The sequence below is a fragment of the Pseudomonas sp. OA65 genome, from assembly GCF_017498305.1.
Taxonomy (GTDB): Bacteria; Pseudomonadota; Gammaproteobacteria; order Pseudomonadales; family Pseudomonadaceae; genus Aquipseudomonas; species Aquipseudomonas zanjanensis.
Genome location: NZ_JAGDEZ010000036.1, coordinates 1 through 14,504, shown reverse-complemented (window position 1 = coordinate 14,504; position 14,504 = coordinate 1). Strand labels below are relative to the sequence as shown.

The following is a 14,504-nucleotide window of genomic DNA, read 5'->3' as shown; positions in this document are numbered from 1 at the left end:
CTGTTTGACAGCTTCAACCCTGCACGACGCAGGTGGCCAGGTGTGCAGCAAGCGCATCCCAGGCAATGCTTTGTTGTTCGCCCTGGCCACGCAGGGGTTTGAAACCTACCACTTGTTGGGCCAGTTCGTCGTCACCGAGGATCAGTGCATACAGCGCACCGCTCTTGTCGGCTTTCTTGAATTGGCTCTTGAAGCTGCCGGCGCCGGCGTTGATCTGCAGGCGCAGGTTGGGCAACTGGTCGCGGATCCGCTCGCTCAACGACAAGGCAGCCAACTCGGCGGCCTCGCCAAAGGCGCACAGGTAGACGTCGACCTGACGGGACAGCTCTTCAGGCACTTTATCCAGCGCCTCAAGCATCAGCACCAGGCGCTCGATGCCCATGGCAAAGCCCACGCCCGGGGTCGGCTTGCCGCCCATCTGTTCCACCAGCCCGTCGTAGCGGCCGCCGGCACACACAGTGCCCTGGGCGCCGAGTTTGTCGGTGACCCATTCGAAGACGGTCTTGCTGTAGTAGTCCAGGCCACGGACCAACTTGGGGTTGATCACATAGGGAATGCCCACGGCGTCGAGGCGTGCCTTCAGCCCCTCGAAGTGCGCACGGGACTCGTCGTCGAGGTAGTCGGCCATTTTCGGCGCGTCCACCAGGATCGCTTGGGTCTCGGCGTTCTTGGTGTCGAGCACGCGCAGCGGATTGGTCTTCAGGCGGCGCTGGCTGTCTTCGTCCAGCTTGTCGATGTGAGCGGACAGAAATTCCACCAACGCTTCACGATAGCGGCCACGGGATTCGCTGGTGCCCAGGCTGTTGAGCTCGAGCTTGACCGCGTCACGCAACCCCAACTCTCCCCACAGGCGCCAGGTCATGACGATCAGCTCGGCGTCGATGTCCGGGCCGTCGAGGTTGAACACTTCGAGGCCGATCTGGTGGAACTGGCGGTAACGGCCTTTCTGCGGGCGCTCGTGACGGAACATCGGGCCGATGTACCAGAGTTTCTGCACCTGGCCGCCGCCAGTGATGCCGTGTTCGAGCACCGCCCGCACGCAGGCCGCGGTGCCTTCGGGGCGCAGGGTCAGGGAATCGCCGTTGCGGTCGTCGAAGGTGTACATCTCTTTTTCGACGATATCGGTCACTTCACCGATGGAGCGCTTGAACAGCTCGGTGAACTCGACGATCGGCATGCGGATCTGCCGGTAACCGTAGTTATCCAGCAGGCGCGCCACGGTGCCCTCGAAATAGCGCCACAGGGGCGTCTGCTCGGGCAGGATGTCGTTCATGCCACGAATGGCTTGCAGAGACTTGCTCACGTGTATTCCTTAATCTTTCGACTTAACCGCGCGCGATGACCGCTGCGTCGGCTTCGACCTTTTCGGCCGCTTTCTGGCGAATCAGCCGTTCCAGCTCATCCACCAGATTGTCATTCGTCAATTTCTGCGACGGCTTGCCGTCGATGTAAATCAGGTTCGGCGTACCGCCCGTCAGGCCGATATGGGCCTCCTTGGCTTCGCCCGGCCCGTTGACCACGCAACCGATCACCGCGACATCCAGCGGCACCAGCAGGTCTTCTAGGCGCCCTTCCAGTTCGTTCATGGTCTTGACCACATCGAAGTTCTGCCGCGAGCAGCTCGGGCAGGCGATGAAGTTGATGCCACGGGAACGCAGGTGCAGGGACTTGAGAATGTCGTAGCCGACTTTCACTTCCTCGACCGGGTCGGCCGCCAACGAGATGCGGATGGTATCGCCAATCCCTTCGGCGAGCAGCATACCGAGGCCGACGGCGGATTTCACCGTGCCCGAGCGCAACCCACCGGCTTCGGTGATGCCCAGGTGCAGCGGCTGGACGATTTCCTTGGCCAGCAGACGGTAGGCTTCGACGGCCATGAACACGTCGGACGCCTTCACGCTGACCTTGAAGTCCTGGAAGTTCAGGCGTTCGAGGTGTTCCACATGGCGCAGCGCCGACTCCACCAGCGCCGCCGGGGTCGGTTCGCCGTATTTCTTTTGCAGGTCTTTTTCCAGGGAGCCGGCGTTGACGCCGATGCGGATCGGGATGCCCCGGTCGCGGGCGGCATCCACCACGGCACGCACACGGTCTTCACGACCGATGTTGCCCGGGTTGATGCGCAGGCAGTCCACGCCCAACTCGGCCACGCGCAAGGCGATGCGGTAGTCGAAGTGGATGTCGGCGACCAAGGGGACCTTGACCAGTTGCTTGATCTTGCCGAACGCCTCGGCGGCATCCATGTCCGGCACCGATACCCGCACGATGTCGACACCGGCGGCTTCCAGGCGGTTGATCTGGGCGACCGTGGCGGCCACGTCATTGGTGTCGCTGTTGGTCATGCTCTGCACAGCGATTGGCGCATCGCCGCCCACGGGCACGTTACCGACCCAGATTTTCCGGGATTCGCGACGCTTGATTGGAGATTCGCCGTGCATGACTTATTGACCCAACTTCAGGCGAGCGGTCTCGCCACTGGTGAACGGAGCGATGTCGACTGGCTGGCCGTTGTAGCTGACCTGCGCGCCACGGGCATAACCCAGGCGCACGGCAAACGGCGGCTTGCCGTTGACGGCCGTGCTGTCGCCCTTGCGCTTGAGGCCGCTGAACAGCACCTTGCCGTTGCCGTCGGTGATTTGCGTCCAGCAGTCGGCGGTGAACTGGATTTGTACCTGGCCATCACCGGGTGCAGGCGCCGGGGCCGCTGGGGTTGCAGGAGCAGCCGGCACGCTCGGAGCGGCAACGGTTGGCGCTGGCGTGGCGGGAGCCGGAGCTGGAGCCGCCGGTGCAGCGGGAGCAGCCGGCGCACTGCCAGCGTGAGCCGGAGCGGTCGGTGCGGCCGGCGCAGGAGCGGGTGCCGGAGCGGATGGCACGGTCGGCTCGGTGCCAGCGGTGGAATCGGCTTCGCCATTACCCTCGCCTTGAGGCAACGCCAGGGCGGTTTCGCCTTCGGCCTGGCCTTCAACGACAGCCTGGTCTTCCGGCTCGTCCAATGGATGGATCTGGGTGGTGCCGTCAGCGCCCTCGACTTCGACGTGCTCGGGGTTCATGGCGACCGGCTCCTTGTTGCGCAAGGAAGCCTGGTCCTGCCACCAGACAAAACCGCCACCGATCACCGCAATCAGCAGCAATAAGCTGACGATTCGCAAAATGGTGTGGGAAACGCGAACCGGCTCCTCGATGCGCCCCAGGCTGTGCACGTTGCTGCCCTGGGCATCGGAACCGGTGTATTGATCGAATTGCTGGACCAGCACGGTCTGGTCCATGCCGAGCAACTTGGCATAGGCGCGGATATAGCCGCGGGCGAAGGTGTGCCCAGGCAGCTTGTCGAACGCGCCCGCTTCCAGGTTGCCCAGGGAAGCCACGGTGAGATTGAGCTTGAGGGCCACTTCGGCCAGCGACCAACCATTGCTTTCGCGGGCTTGACGCAGGGTCTCACCGGGATTTACGCGAGTCGCTGCTACAACTTCGGGATGCGCCGCTTTCATCATTGCTCCGACAGGTATTGCTGATATTCCGGCGTACCGGGATAGAGTCTTTTGAGTTGCAAGCCATAGCTTGCAGCTTTGTCGCGATCTTCAAACACATGTGCCAGCCGAACGCCGAGCAATAGACTACGTGCATTTTGCTCGCTCAGCAGGCTAAAACGCTCGTAGTAGTCACGCGCGGGCACATAATGCCTGTCTTCGTAGGACAACTCAGCCATTTCCAGCAGCGCCCGCGGTTGCTGGCGATTGAGCCGCAGGGCTTTTTCCAGCTGTTGGCGGGCCAGGTCACGCTGGCCCATCTGCGCAGCCGTCATGCCGAGATTTTCGAACACCCGCGAACGCTCAGGGTAAAGGGTATCGGCGGCAGCCTGCTCGAAGCGCTCGTAGGCTTCCTTGTAGCGTTTCTGCTCGAAAAGAAAGCTGCCGTAGTTGTTCAGGATCCGTGCGTCTTGCGGCCGGCCAGACAGCGCCTTGCGAAAATGCTGGTCGGCCAGTTCCGGCTCCATCTCGGCCTGGAACACCAGGGCCAGGGCCGCGTTGGCATCCGGGTCGGAATCGTCCAGCTCCAGGGCTTTCTTGAGCGGTACCTTGGCCCGCTCGGTCATGCCCTGTTGCAGGTAGCCGATGCCCAGTTGCACATAGGCCACACGTGCTTCGTCGCGCCCTTTGCTGGTCTTCATCGGATTGTAGTCACCCGACAGGACGCAACCGGAACAAAGGCCGGCCAACAGCAAAACGAGCGCGAAGCGCAGGGACATAGAGATCCTCTCTTAGTGACTGTTCGCAGCGTTTTGCACCGCATCGTCCGCGGCGTTCAACTCACGCACGGCAATGTAGCGTTCGCTGCGACGGGTGCGATCCAGCACCTGTCCTACCAATTGGCCACAGGCGGCGTCGATGTCTTCGCCGCGGGTGGTGCGCACGGTGACGTTGAAGCCAGCGTGGTGAAGCTGATCCTGGAAGCGACGAATCGCGTTGTTGCTCGGACGCTCGTACCCGGAATGCGGGAACGGGTTGAACGGGATCAGGTTGATCTTGCACGGGATATTCTTGAGCAGCTCGATCATCTCGACCGCGTGTTCGACCTTGTCGTTCACATCCTTGAGCAGCGTGTACTCAATGGTCAGCACGCGCTTTTCGCCCAGGGACGACATGTAGCGCTGGCACGACTCGAGCAGCATCTTAAGCGGATATTTCTTGTTGATCGGCACCAACTGGTTACGCAATGCGTCATTGGGTGCGTGCAGCGACAACGCCAGGGAGACGTCGATGTGCTTGGCCAGCTCATCGATCATCGGCACCACGCCGGAGGTGGACAGGGTCACGCGGCGCTTGGAGATGCCGTAGCCCAGGTCGTCCATCATCAGGTGCATGGCGGAAACGACGTTATCGAAGTTCAGCAGCGGCTCACCCATGCCCATCATCACCACGTTGGTGATGGCACGGTCGACGGTCGCCGGGACGCTGCCAAAGGATTTGTTGGCAATCCACACCTGGCCGATCACTTCGGCGGCGGTGAGGTTGCTATTGAAGCCTTGCTTGCCGGTGGAGCAGAAACTGCAATCCAGGGCACAGCCTGCCTGGGACGAAACGCACAAGGTGCCGCGTTTGCCCTGGGGAATGTAGACGGTCTCGACGCAGCTGCCGGACGCCACGCGCACCACCCACTTACGGGTGCCGTCGCTGGAGATGTCCTCGCTGACCACTTCGGGGCCGCGAATCTCGGCAACAGCCTTGAGCTTTTCGCGCAGGGCCTTGCCGACATTCGTCATGGCGTCGAAGTCGTCGACGCCAAAGTGGTGAATCCATTTCATCACCTGGCCGGCACGGAAACGCTTCTCCCCGATCGAGTCGAAGAATTTCTCCATTTCCGGCTGGGTCAGGCCCAACAGGTTGGTTTTGCCGTTCGATGTAGTCATGGATTCACCTTCACTCAAAAGCCTGGGCTTAGCGAGTGGTTACTTCAGTAGCGGAGAAAAAGTAAGCGATTTCGCGAGCAGCGGCGGCTTCGGAGTCCGAACCGTGGACGGCGTTGGCGTCGATGGACTCAGCGAAGTCAGCACGGATGGTGCCGGCAGCAGCTTCTTTAGGGTTGGTAGCGCCCATCAGCTCACGGTTACGAGCGATAGCGTTTTCGCCTTCCAGCACCTGAACGACAACCGGACCGGAAGTCATGAAGGCAACCAGCTCACCGAAGAAACCGCGCTCGCTGTGCTCAGCGTAGAAGCCTTCGGCTTCGGCCTTGGACAGTTGCTTCATTTTCGAAGCTACAACGCGCAGGCCAGCGTCTTCGAAACGGGTAACGATCTTGCCGATCACGTTTTTAGCAACGGCGTCAGGCTTGATGATGGAGAAAGTACGTTGAACAGCCATGGTGTAACTCCAGAAACGGTAATTTGCGAAAAATTAAACCCGCGAATTATACGCGGGTTCTTGGGTATTGCCTAACCTGCGAGGCGATCAGTCCAATTCGGCGGCCCAGAGCTCCTGAACCGCTTCCAACACTTTCTCGCCGACTCGGCCAGAGGTGGCATCGAAGTCAGGCAGATCCAGGATCATCTGCTGCAAACGGACGAAACCTACAGAGTATGGATCGAGACCCTCGTGGGCTTCGGCCAACTCTTCTGCGATGCGTTGTACATCATTCCAACCATAGCTCATGACAGTGTCACCATCAGTGCGGCGCTTCGGCCGCATGGTTAAGCGAATATTTCGGGATTTCGACGGTCAGGTCTTCGGTGCCGACGATGGCTTGGCAGCTCAGGCGCGATTGTGCCTCCAGCCCCCAGGCCCGATCGAGGAAGTCTTCTTCCAACTCGTCTGCCTCTTCCAGCGAATCGAAGCCCTCACGAATGATGCAATGGCACGTCGTGCAAGCACAGACGCCGCCACAAGCACTCTCTATCTCGATATGGTGCTCATGGGCCAGCTCGAGAATGGAAGTCCCGGGCTCAGCCTCCACGACCATGCCCTCCGGACAGAACTTCTCGTGGGGCAGAAAAATCACCTGCGGCATCAGTTATTCCTCGATTTCATTCAGGTTGCGCCCCGCCAGGGCGGCTTTCACCGTCGAGTCCAGGCGGCGGGCAGCAAAGGCATCGGTGACCTGCGACAGACGCTTGGTCTGCTGCTCGATGGCATAACCATCGGCGCCTTTGATCAATTCGGACAATTCCTGCATCTGCAGCTCGATGACCATGCGCTCTTCAGCGTCGAGCAACCGGTCGCCGTCGGCTTCAAGGGCACCTTGCACGGCTTCGATCAGGCGCTGGGCATCGACCTGTTGCTCGCGCAGTACACGGGCGACCTTGTCGTCGCTGGCGTGCTGGAAGGAATCCTTGAGCATCTTGGCGATTTCGCCGTCGGTCAGGCCATAGGACGGCTTGACCTGGATGCTCGCCTCCACGCCCGAACCCAGTTCGCGGGCAGAAACATTGAGCAAGCCGTCGGCGTCGACTTGGAAGGTCACGCGGATTTTCGCCGCACCGGCAACCATGGCCGGGATGCCGCGCAATTCGAAGCGGGCCAGGGAGCGGCAGTCGCTGATCAGTTCACGCTCGCCTTGCAGCACGTGGATCATCATGGCCGACTGGCCGTCTTTGTAGGTGGTGAAGTCCTGGGCGCGGGCAACCGGGATGGTGGTGTTGCGCGGAATCACCTTCTCCATCAAGCCACCCATGGTTTCCAGCCCCAGGGACAACGGAATCACGTCGAGCAACAGCAGTTCGCCGCCGTCGCGCTTGTTGCCGGCCAGGGTATCGGCCTGGATCGCGGCGCCGATGGCCACCACCTGGTCCGGGTCGATTTCGGTCAGCGGCTGGCGGCCAAAGGCCTCGGCAACGGCTTCGCGAACCCGAGGCACGCGGGTCGAACCACCGACCATGACCACGGCCTTGACGTCTTCCAGCTCCACGCCGGAATCACGCACGGCACGGCGGCAGGCCTTGAGGCTACGGGCGACCATGGGTTCGATCAGGGCATCGAAGGCTTCGCGGGTCAGCGCGGCTTTCCACTCGCCATAAGCCACTTCAACCGTGGCGGCGTCGGTCAAGGCTTCCTTGGCGGCGCAGGCGGTTTGCAGCAGGTGGCGTTGCGTACCCGGGTCGAGGTCGGCGGACAAGCCCGCCTGCTCGATGATCCAGCCAGCGATGGCATGGTCGAAGTCATCGCCGCCCAGGGCACTGTCGCCACCGGTGGCCAGGACTTCGAAGACACCGCCGGTCAGGCGCAGGATCGAAATATCGAACGTACCGCCGCCCAGGTCGTAGATGGCGACCAGGCCTTCGGCATGCTGGTCCAGGCCATACGCGACCGCCGCAGCGGTCGGCTCGTTGAGCAGGCGCAGCACGTTCAGGCCGGCCAGCTTGGCTGCGTCCTTGGTGGCTTGGCGCTGGGCGTCGTCGAAGTAGGCCGGGACGGTGATGACCGCACCCACCAGTTCACCGCCCAACGCCGCTTCGGCGCGCTGGCGCAGGACCTTGAGGATGTCGGCGGAAACCTCGACCGGACTTTTCGGCCCTTGCACGGTTTCGATGAACGGCATGTGGGATTCGCCACCGACGAAGCGGTACGGCAGCTGGTCGCCCAATTGCTTGACGTCGGACAGTCCACGACCCATCAAGCGCTTGACCGAGACAATGGTGTTCAGCGGGTCGGTGGCGGCGGCCAGCTTGGCCGACTCGCCCACTTCGACGCGATCGGCGTGATAACGCACGGCGGACGGCAGGATCACCCGTCCCTGCTCGTCGGCCAGCGGTTCGGAAAGACCGCTGCGCAAGGCAGCGACCAGGGAATTGGTGGTACCCAAGTCGATCCCGACAGCCAGGCGACGCTGGTGCGGTTGTGGACTTTGGCCGGGTTCGGCGATCTGCAGTAGGGCCATCGTAATCAGGACTTATCTGTAATCAGGCGTGCGACCGGAGCGGCACTGGGTTAATCGTCGAGGCGCTCTTCTAACTGGCGCACTTCGTAGGTGAGCTTGTCGAGGAACTGCATGCGCCGCATCAGGCGTTCGGCCTGTTCGCGTTGCACGGTATCGTTCCAGCAGGCTGCGAAGCTTTCGTTCAGTGTTTGCTGGGCGTCCTTCAAGCGGCGCTTGAATACCGCGACACCGGCCAGGTCGGCGCTGTCCTGCAGGTCCTCGAGCTCTTCGCGCCATTGCATCTGCTGCAACAGAAACTCGGGATCATGGACCGTGACCTCCAGCGGCAACTCATGGCCGCTGATGGCGAGCAGGTAACGCGCGCGCTTGGCCGGGTGCTTGAGCGTCTGGTAAGCCTCGTTGAGGTTCGCCGACTGCTCGAGCGCCCGCCGCTGCTCCGCCTCGGAAGCATCGGCAAAGCGGTCGGGATGGACGCCACGGGCCAGTTCAAGGTAACGCGCGGACAGCTGCTCGAGATCCAGCTGGAACGCCGGCTGCATCTGGAACAACGCAAAATGACAAGGAGTACCCACAAGCCGCCTCAGATGTTGAAGCTTTCGCCGCAGCCACATTCACCGCGCACGTTGGGATTGTTGAACTTGAAGCCTTCGTTCAACCCTTCCTTGACGAAATCCAGCTCGGTGCCGTCCAAGTACGTCAGGCTTTTCGGGTCAATGATCACTTTCTGACCATGACTCTCGAACACCTGATCGTCTTCGCCCACTTCGTCGACGAACTCCAGTACATAGGCGAGGCCAGAACAGCCCGTGGTGCGAACACCCAGGCGGATACCCTCGCCCTTGCCGCGCCCCGCAAGGGAGCGCTGGATATGGTTAGCTGCCGCTTCTGTCATCTGGATAGCCATGGAAAACTCCTTACCGTAACGCGGATCAGATCAAGCCTTTCTTCTGCTTGTAATCGCGAACGGCGGCCTTGATGGCGTCTTCGGCGAGTACCGAGCAGTGGATCTTCACTGGCGGCAGGGCCAGTTCTTCGGCCAGCTGGGTGTTCTTGATGGTTTCGGCTTCATCAAGGGTCTTGCCCTTCATCCACTCGGTGGCCAGGGAGCTGGACGCGATGGCGGAACCGCAGCCATAGGTCTTGAACTTGGCATCTTCGATGATGCCTTGCTCGTTGACCTTGATCTGCAGGCGCATCACGTCGCCGCACGCCGGAGCGCCGACCATGCCGGTGCCGACATCAGGATCCTGCGCGTCCATCTTGCCGACGTTGCGCGGGTTCTCGTAGTGGTCGATGACCTTTTCGCTATATGCCATTTGCTTCAATCCTCATCAGTGGAGCCGCTCTGGTGGCGACTTCTCAGTGCGCCGCCCATTCGATTTTCGAAATGTCGACGCCGTCTTTGTACATGTCCCACAGCGGCGACAGAGCGCGCAGCTTGGTAACGGCCTCGCAGACTTTCTGCGCGGCGTAATCGATTTCTTCTTCGGTGGTGAAACGACCGAAGGTGAAGCGGATCGAACTGTGGGCCAATTCGTCGTTGCGCCCCAGGGCGCGCAGTACGTACGAAGGCTCCAGCGACGCCGAGGTGCACGCCGAACCGGACGACACGGCCAGATCCTTGAGCGCCATGATCAGCGACTCGCCTTCAACGTAGTTGAAGCTCAGGTTCAGGTTGTGCGGCACACGGGCGGTCAGGCTGCCGTTGACGTAAAGTTCTTCGAGGTGCTCGACCTGCTTGAAGAAACGGTCGCTCAGGGCCTTGATGCGTACGTTCTCGGCGGCCATGTCTTCCTTGGCAACACGGAAGGCTTCGCCCATGCCGACGATCTGGTGGGTCGCCAGGGTGCCGGAACGCATGCCACGCTCGTGACCGCCGCCGTGCATGGTCGCTTCGAGGCGAACACGCGGCTTGCGGCTGACGTACAGCGCGCCGATGCCTTTAGGGCCATAAGTCTTGTGGGCGGAGAACGACATCAGGTCGACTTTCAGCTTGGACAGGTCGATGTCGACCTTGCCAGTGGACTGCGCGCCGTCGACGTGGAACAGCACACCCTTGGAGCGGGTCAGTTCGCCGATGGCGGCGATGTCGTTGACGGTGCCGATTTCGTTGTTCACGTGCATGATCGAGACCAGGATGGTGTCGTCGCGCAGGGCGGCTTCAACCATGGCTGGGGTGATGATGCCGTCTTCACCAGGCTCGATGTAGGTGACTTCGAAGCCTTCACGCTCCAGTTGGCGCATGGTGTCCAGGACAGCCTTGTGCTCGATCTTGGAGGTGATCAGGTGCTTGCCCTTGGTGTGGTAGAAATGCGCGACACCCTTGATTGCCAGGTTGTCGGATTCGGTGGCACCGGAGGTCCAGACGATTTCACGCGGGTCGGCGTTGACCAGGTCGGCGACCTGGCGACGGGCGTTTTCGACCGACTCTTCGGCCTTCCAGCCGAACACGTGGGAACGGGACGCCGGGTTGCCGAAGTTTCCGTCGACCAGCAGGCATTCACTCATTTTTTGCGCAACACGCGGATCAACCGGGGTGGTCGCTGAGTAATCAAGGTAAATCGGCAATTTCATGGACTCTCTCCTAAATCAGGCTGGCTGGCGTTCCGCGTGCTCTGCGGCGGTCATTCGACGGCGGACGCTTCAATCTTGTCCAGGTGCAGCGACTTGCTATTGCAACGACGCTGGTCCTGACGCTGGGCTACTTCTTGCACCTCACGGCGAGTTACAAGGTCAGCCAAGCTGATACCGCTTAGAAATTCGTGGATCTGCAGGCTGAGGTCGCACCACAAATGGTGGGTCAGGCAAGTATCGCCGCCATGGCAGTCGCCAAGGCCTTGGCATTTGGTCGCATCGACCGATTCGTTCACCGCATCGATCACCTGGGCGACCTGGATGCCCTGCATGTCGCGCGACAGCTGGTAGCCGCCGCCGGGGCCGCGAACGCTGGAGACCAGGTTGCTACGGCGCAGCTTGGCAAACAGCTGTTCAAGGTAGGACAGGGAAATGCCCTGGCGCTCGGAGATATCGGCCAGGGACACCGGCCCGTGCTGCGCATGCAATGCCAGATCCAGCATTGCGGTCACGGCGTATCGGCCTTTTGTAGTCAGTCGCATGGACAATTACCACGGAGTTCGGAATGGGGGCGAGTATGCAATTCCCGAGTATTTAAGTCAAGTATAAGACCTAGTGCTTTACTCAGGTTTACCCGCGAAAGAGCGCGCGAATGATAGCAAAGGTAGGCGGCTAACGACCAGCTATACCGCGTTATCGTTCATCGCGAGCAGGCTCGCTCCCACAGGCGCTTTGGTGGATGCACAATTCGTGTACACCACAGATCCCTGTGGGAGCGAGCCTGCTCGCGATAGGGCCAGCCTCGGTTTCAGCTGGCCTGGGTCTCATCCTTGTCCTTCACACACGCAAAGTCTTCCTCGCGCAGTTCAGGCAGGTCCTTGGCGCAGTAATTACTGCCCAGGTCCTTCAGGGCGCCGCACATCCCCTCCAGACGCCCATCGACGGCTTGCAGGTGATCGAGCAACTGGTTGATGGCGCGGGCGACCGGGTCGGGCATGTCTTCGCCGACACCGTAGGCATCGAAGCCGATCTTCTCGGCCATGGCCTTGCGGCGGGCGTCCTGCTCGTCGTCGGACTTGACGATGATCCGCCCCGGAATGCCCACCACGGTCGCGCCCGGCGGCACGGCCTTGGTCACCACGGCGTTGGAACCGACTTTCGCCCCCGCCCCGACCGTGAACGGCCCGAGCACCTTGGCGCCGGCACCGACCACCACGCCGTCTTCCAGGGTTGGGTGGCGCTTGCCTTTATTCCAACTCGTGCCGCCGAGGGTCACGCCCTGGTACAGGGTCACGTCGTCGCCGATCTCGGCGGTTTCACCGATGACGATGCCCATGCCATGGTCAATGAAGAACCGACGGCCGACCTTGGCACCCGGGTGGATCTCGATCCCGGTCAGCCAGCGGCCGAAGTTCGAGACCAGCCGCGCCAGCCACTTCCAACCCAGGTTCCACAAGGCGCCGGACAGACGATGGATCCAGATGGCGTGCATGCCCGGGTAGCAGGTCAGCACTTCAAAGGCATTGCGCGCCGCCGGGTCACGATGGAAAACACTTTGGATATCTTCACGCAAACGTTCGAACATTTTATTTCTTCCGCTTAATCAGCTCGCCACGGGCCGCTTTCTGGGTTTCCGTGAGGATGCCGCGCAATATATTCATCTCCGCCCGGCTCACCGAGCTTCGTCCGTACAACCGACGCAGGCGCGCCATCAAGTGCCGCGGCTTTTCCGGGTCGAGGAATTCGATGTCCACCAGGGTCTGCTCCAGGTGTTCGAAGAATCGTTCCAACTCGTCCATGGTCGCCAGTGTCTCACTGCGCGGCGACGTCACCTCGGTTTTTTCGACTTTGCTGGGCTTGCCTTCGGCCGCCAGCCAAGCCATGCGCACTTCATAGCTCAACACCTGCACCGCCGCCCCCAGGTTCAAGGAACTGAACTCGGGGTCGGAAGGGATATGCACGTGAAAGTGACATCGCTGCAGCTCGTCGTTGGTCAGGCCGGAGTCTTCACGGCCGAACACCAGGGCGATCTCGAAGCCTTGCGCGGCCTCCTCGACCACTTTGGTGCCGCATTCGCGGGGGTCGAGCAGCGGCCAGGGGATGCGGCGATCGCGGGCGCTGGTGCCGAGCACCAGGTTGCAACCGACCAGGGCATCTTCCAGGGTGGCGACGACCTGGGCGCTGGCAAGGATGTCACCGGCGCCGGAGGCCCGGGCATCGGCTTCGTGATGGGGAAACAAGCGCGGCTCGACCAGCACCAGGCGCGACAGGCCCATGTTCTTCATGGCCCGCGCAGCTCCGCCGATGTTACCCGGATGGCTGGTATTGACCAGGACGACACGAATGTTCTGCAACAAGGGAGGCGCTCTCGAACACGATAAAGGGAGCAAATCTTACCTAAGCACCTACCGTTAAGCTATGAAAGCGAACACCAACCTTCTCCTGAGAAAACTTTCTGATAGAATGCGCGGCTTTCTTTAACAACCTTAGGTGACACATCCATGCAGCCCATGCTGAATATCGCGCTGCGCGCCGCCCGCAGCGCCAGTGAACTGATCTTCCGCTCCATCGAGCGCCTGGATACCATCAAGGTCGATGAAAAAGACGCCAAGGACTACGTGTCCGAGGTTGATCGCGCCGCCGAGCAGAAAATCGTCGACGCCCTGCGCAAGGCTTACCCCAACCACTCCATCCTCGGTGAAGAGACCGGCATGCACGCCGGTACTGGCATCGAAGGCGAAGAGTACCTGTGGATCATCGATCCGCTGGACGGCACCACCAACTTCCTGCGCGGCATTCCTCACTTTGCTGTCAGCATCGCCTGCAAATACCGAGGCCGCCTGGAACACGCCGTCGTGCTGGACCCGGTTCGCCAGGAAGAATTCACCGCCAGCCGTGGCCGTGGTGCCCAACTGAACGGTCGTCGCCTGCGCGTCAGCGGCCGTACCAGCCTGGACGGCGCCCTGCTGGGTACGGGCTTCCCGTTCCGTGATGACCAGATGGACAACCTGGACAACTACCTGGGCATGTTCCGCGCCCTGGTCGGCCAGACCGCCGGCATCCGCCGCGCCGGCGCTGCGAGCCTGGACCTGGCTTATGTGGCGGCTGGCCGTTTCGATGCGTTCTGGGAGTCGGGCCTGTCCGAATGGGACATGGCTGCAGGCGCCTTGCTGATCCAGGAAGCCGGTGGCTTGGTGAGCGACTTCACTGGCGGCCATGACTTCCTTGAAAAAGGTCACATCGTTGCCGGCAACACCAAATGCTTCAAGGCTGTGCTGACGGCCATCCAGCCGCACTTGCCGGCTTCGTTGAAGCGTTAAGTCGCTCGGCTAGAAAAAAGCACCTTTCGGGATGCTTTTTTTATGCCTGCTTCACACCACCACCCAGCTCAGAGGCGGACATTGTGGCGAAGGGGGGTGCTCCCCCCCCCCTGCGCCGCCGCCCCCCCCACTTTGGTCTGGCTCCCCGCCCCCCCCGGGGGAGGCCCCCCCCCCCCCCCCGCTTCACCCTTGACCCTGGTGGAGGGCGGGACCACCCCTCCTCCCGCCCACCTTTGTCCCCCC

Annotated in this window: 17 protein-coding genes; 1 reads left to right on the top strand and 16 read right to left on the bottom strand. The window is 61.5% G+C overall.

Annotation, left to right across the window (positions count from 1 at the left end):
* Positions 1-13 precede the first annotated feature (13 nt).
* The 16 genes from hisS to trmJ all read right to left on the bottom strand — a co-directional run bounded on the left by hisS (position 14) and on the right by trmJ (position 13,298).
* Positions 14-1,303 carry a histidine--tRNA ligase gene (gene hisS, locus J3361_RS23340; RefSeq protein ID WP_207966508.1) on the bottom strand — a complete coding sequence of 430 codons (1,290 nt, stop codon included), beginning with the start codon at positions 1,301-1,303 and terminating at the stop codon, positions 14-16.
* A gap of 22 nt (positions 1,304-1,325) precedes the next feature.
* The gene (ispG, locus tag J3361_RS23335) at positions 1,326-2,435 is read right to left on the bottom strand and encodes a flavodoxin-dependent (E)-4-hydroxy-3-methylbut-2-enyl-diphosphate synthase (protein WP_003185136.1); all 1,110 of its coding nucleotides are present in this window, start codon (positions 2,433-2,435) and stop codon (positions 1,326-1,328) included.
* 3 nt (positions 2,436-2,438) lie between these two features.
* On the bottom strand, positions 2,439-3,485 hold the full coding sequence (locus J3361_RS23330) for a RodZ family helix-turn-helix domain-containing protein (RefSeq protein ID WP_207966507.1): 1,047 nt from the start codon (positions 3,483-3,485) through the stop codon (positions 2,439-2,441).
* Positions 3,485-4,243: a type IV pilus biogenesis/stability protein PilW gene (gene pilW, locus J3361_RS23325; RefSeq protein ID WP_207966506.1), complete on the bottom strand. Its 759-nt coding sequence runs from the start codon at positions 4,241-4,243 to the stop codon at positions 3,485-3,487. The genes J3361_RS23330 and pilW overlap by 1 nt, the downstream gene beginning before the upstream one ends.
* 12 nt (positions 4,244-4,255) lie before the next feature.
* On the bottom strand, positions 4,256-5,404 hold the full coding sequence (gene rlmN, locus J3361_RS23320; protein ID WP_207966505.1) for a 23S rRNA (adenine(2503)-C(2))-methyltransferase RlmN: 1,149 nt from the start codon (positions 5,402-5,404) through the stop codon (positions 4,256-4,258).
* 28 nt (positions 5,405-5,432) lie between these two features.
* Complete coding sequence (ndk, locus tag J3361_RS23315) at positions 5,433-5,858, bottom strand: nucleoside-diphosphate kinase (RefSeq protein ID WP_042727994.1); 426 nt, start codon at positions 5,856-5,858, stop codon at positions 5,433-5,435.
* A gap of 87 nt (positions 5,859-5,945) precedes the next feature.
* Complete coding sequence (iscX, locus tag J3361_RS23310; protein ID WP_207966504.1) at positions 5,946-6,146, bottom strand: Fe-S cluster assembly protein IscX; 201 nt, start codon at positions 6,144-6,146, stop codon at positions 5,946-5,948.
* 13 nt (positions 6,147-6,159) lie between these two features.
* Complete coding sequence (gene fdx / locus J3361_RS23305; RefSeq protein WP_207966503.1) at positions 6,160-6,501, bottom strand: ISC system 2Fe-2S type ferredoxin; 342 nt, start codon at positions 6,499-6,501, stop codon at positions 6,160-6,162.
* Between the two features lie 3 nt (positions 6,502-6,504).
* The gene (gene hscA / locus J3361_RS23300) at positions 6,505-8,367 is read right to left on the bottom strand and encodes a Fe-S protein assembly chaperone HscA (RefSeq protein ID WP_207966502.1); all 1,863 of its coding nucleotides are present in this window, start codon (positions 8,365-8,367) and stop codon (positions 6,505-6,507) included.
* A gap of 50 nt (positions 8,368-8,417) precedes the next feature.
* The gene (gene hscB / locus J3361_RS23295; protein WP_207966501.1) at positions 8,418-8,939 is read right to left on the bottom strand and encodes a co-chaperone HscB; all 522 of its coding nucleotides are present in this window, start codon (positions 8,937-8,939) and stop codon (positions 8,418-8,420) included.
* A gap of 8 nt (positions 8,940-8,947) precedes the next feature.
* Positions 8,948-9,271, bottom strand: a complete 324-nt coding sequence (gene iscA / locus J3361_RS23290; RefSeq protein WP_003185155.1) for an iron-sulfur cluster assembly protein IscA — start codon at positions 9,269-9,271, stop codon at positions 8,948-8,950.
* Between the two features lie 25 nt (positions 9,272-9,296).
* Positions 9,297-9,683 (bottom strand): Fe-S cluster assembly scaffold IscU, encoded by a 387-nt coding sequence (gene iscU, locus J3361_RS23285; protein WP_003185157.1) that lies wholly within the window; start codon positions 9,681-9,683, stop codon positions 9,297-9,299.
* 43 nt (positions 9,684-9,726) lie between these two features.
* Positions 9,727-10,941, bottom strand: a complete 1,215-nt coding sequence (locus J3361_RS23280) for an IscS subfamily cysteine desulfurase (RefSeq protein ID WP_060739094.1) — start codon at positions 10,939-10,941, stop codon at positions 9,727-9,729.
* 50 nt (positions 10,942-10,991) lie between these two features.
* Positions 10,992-11,483, bottom strand: coding sequence for a Fe-S cluster assembly transcriptional regulator IscR (gene iscR / locus J3361_RS23275; RefSeq protein ID WP_041475746.1), 492 nt, complete (start codon positions 11,481-11,483; stop codon positions 10,992-10,994).
* Between the two features lie 266 nt (positions 11,484-11,749).
* Positions 11,750-12,526, bottom strand: coding sequence for a serine O-acetyltransferase (gene cysE / locus J3361_RS23270; protein ID WP_207966500.1), 777 nt, complete (start codon positions 12,524-12,526; stop codon positions 11,750-11,752).
* Between the two features lies 1 nt (position 12,527).
* Entirely contained in the window at positions 12,528-13,298 is a 771-nt protein-coding gene (gene trmJ, locus J3361_RS23265) for a tRNA (cytosine(32)/uridine(32)-2'-O)-methyltransferase TrmJ (protein ID WP_207966499.1), read from the bottom strand.
* Positions 13,299-13,442: 144 nt separating this feature from the next.
* On the opposite strand from trmJ, the gene suhB reads away from it, so the two are divergent.
* A complete protein-coding gene (suhB, locus tag J3361_RS23260; protein ID WP_003185165.1) occupies positions 13,443-14,261 on the top strand; it encodes an inositol-phosphate phosphatase in 819 nt (272 codons plus the stop codon).
* Positions 14,262-14,504: the final 243 nt, after the last annotated feature.

Coding starts and splice junctions, on each gene's coding strand:
- iscU (WP_003185157.1), bottom strand. CDS start 9,683: ATGGCATATAGCGAAAAGGTCATCGACCACTACGAGAACCCGCGCAAC.
- fdx (WP_207966503.1), bottom strand. CDS start 6,501: ATGCCGCAGGTGATTTTTCTGCCCCACGAGAAGTTCTGTCCGGAGGGC.
- pilW (WP_207966506.1), bottom strand. CDS start 4,243: ATGTCCCTGCGCTTCGCGCTCGTTTTGCTGTTGGCCGGCCTTTGTTCC.
- hscA (WP_207966502.1), bottom strand. CDS start 8,367: ATGGCCCTACTGCAGATCGCCGAACCCGGCCAAAGTCCACAACCGCAC.
- iscX (WP_207966504.1), bottom strand. CDS start 6,146: ATGAGCTATGGTTGGAATGATGTACAACGCATCGCAGAAGAGTTGGCC.
- J3361_RS23330 (WP_207966507.1), bottom strand. CDS start 3,485: ATGAAAGCGGCGCATCCCGAAGTTGTAGCAGCGACTCGCGTAAATCCC.
- iscA (WP_003185155.1), bottom strand. CDS start 9,271: ATGGCTATCCAGATGACAGAAGCGGCAGCTAACCATATCCAGCGCTCC.
- ispG (WP_003185136.1), bottom strand. CDS start 2,435: ATGCACGGCGAATCTCCAATCAAGCGTCGCGAATCCCGGAAAATCTGG.
- J3361_RS23280 (WP_060739094.1), bottom strand. CDS start 10,941: ATGAAATTGCCGATTTACCTTGATTACTCAGCGACCACCCCGGTTGAT.
- iscR (WP_041475746.1), bottom strand. CDS start 11,483: ATGCGACTGACTACAAAAGGCCGATACGCCGTGACCGCAATGCTGGAT.
- suhB (WP_003185165.1), top strand. CDS start 13,443: ATGCAGCCCATGCTGAATATCGCGCTGCGCGCCGCCCGCAGCGCCAGT.
- ndk (WP_042727994.1), bottom strand. CDS start 5,858: ATGGCTGTTCAACGTACTTTCTCCATCATCAAGCCTGACGCCGTTGCT.
- cysE (WP_207966500.1), bottom strand. CDS start 12,526: ATGTTCGAACGTTTGCGTGAAGATATCCAAAGTGTTTTCCATCGTGAC.
- rlmN (WP_207966505.1), bottom strand. CDS start 5,404: ATGACTACATCGAACGGCAAAACCAACCTGTTGGGCCTGACCCAGCCG.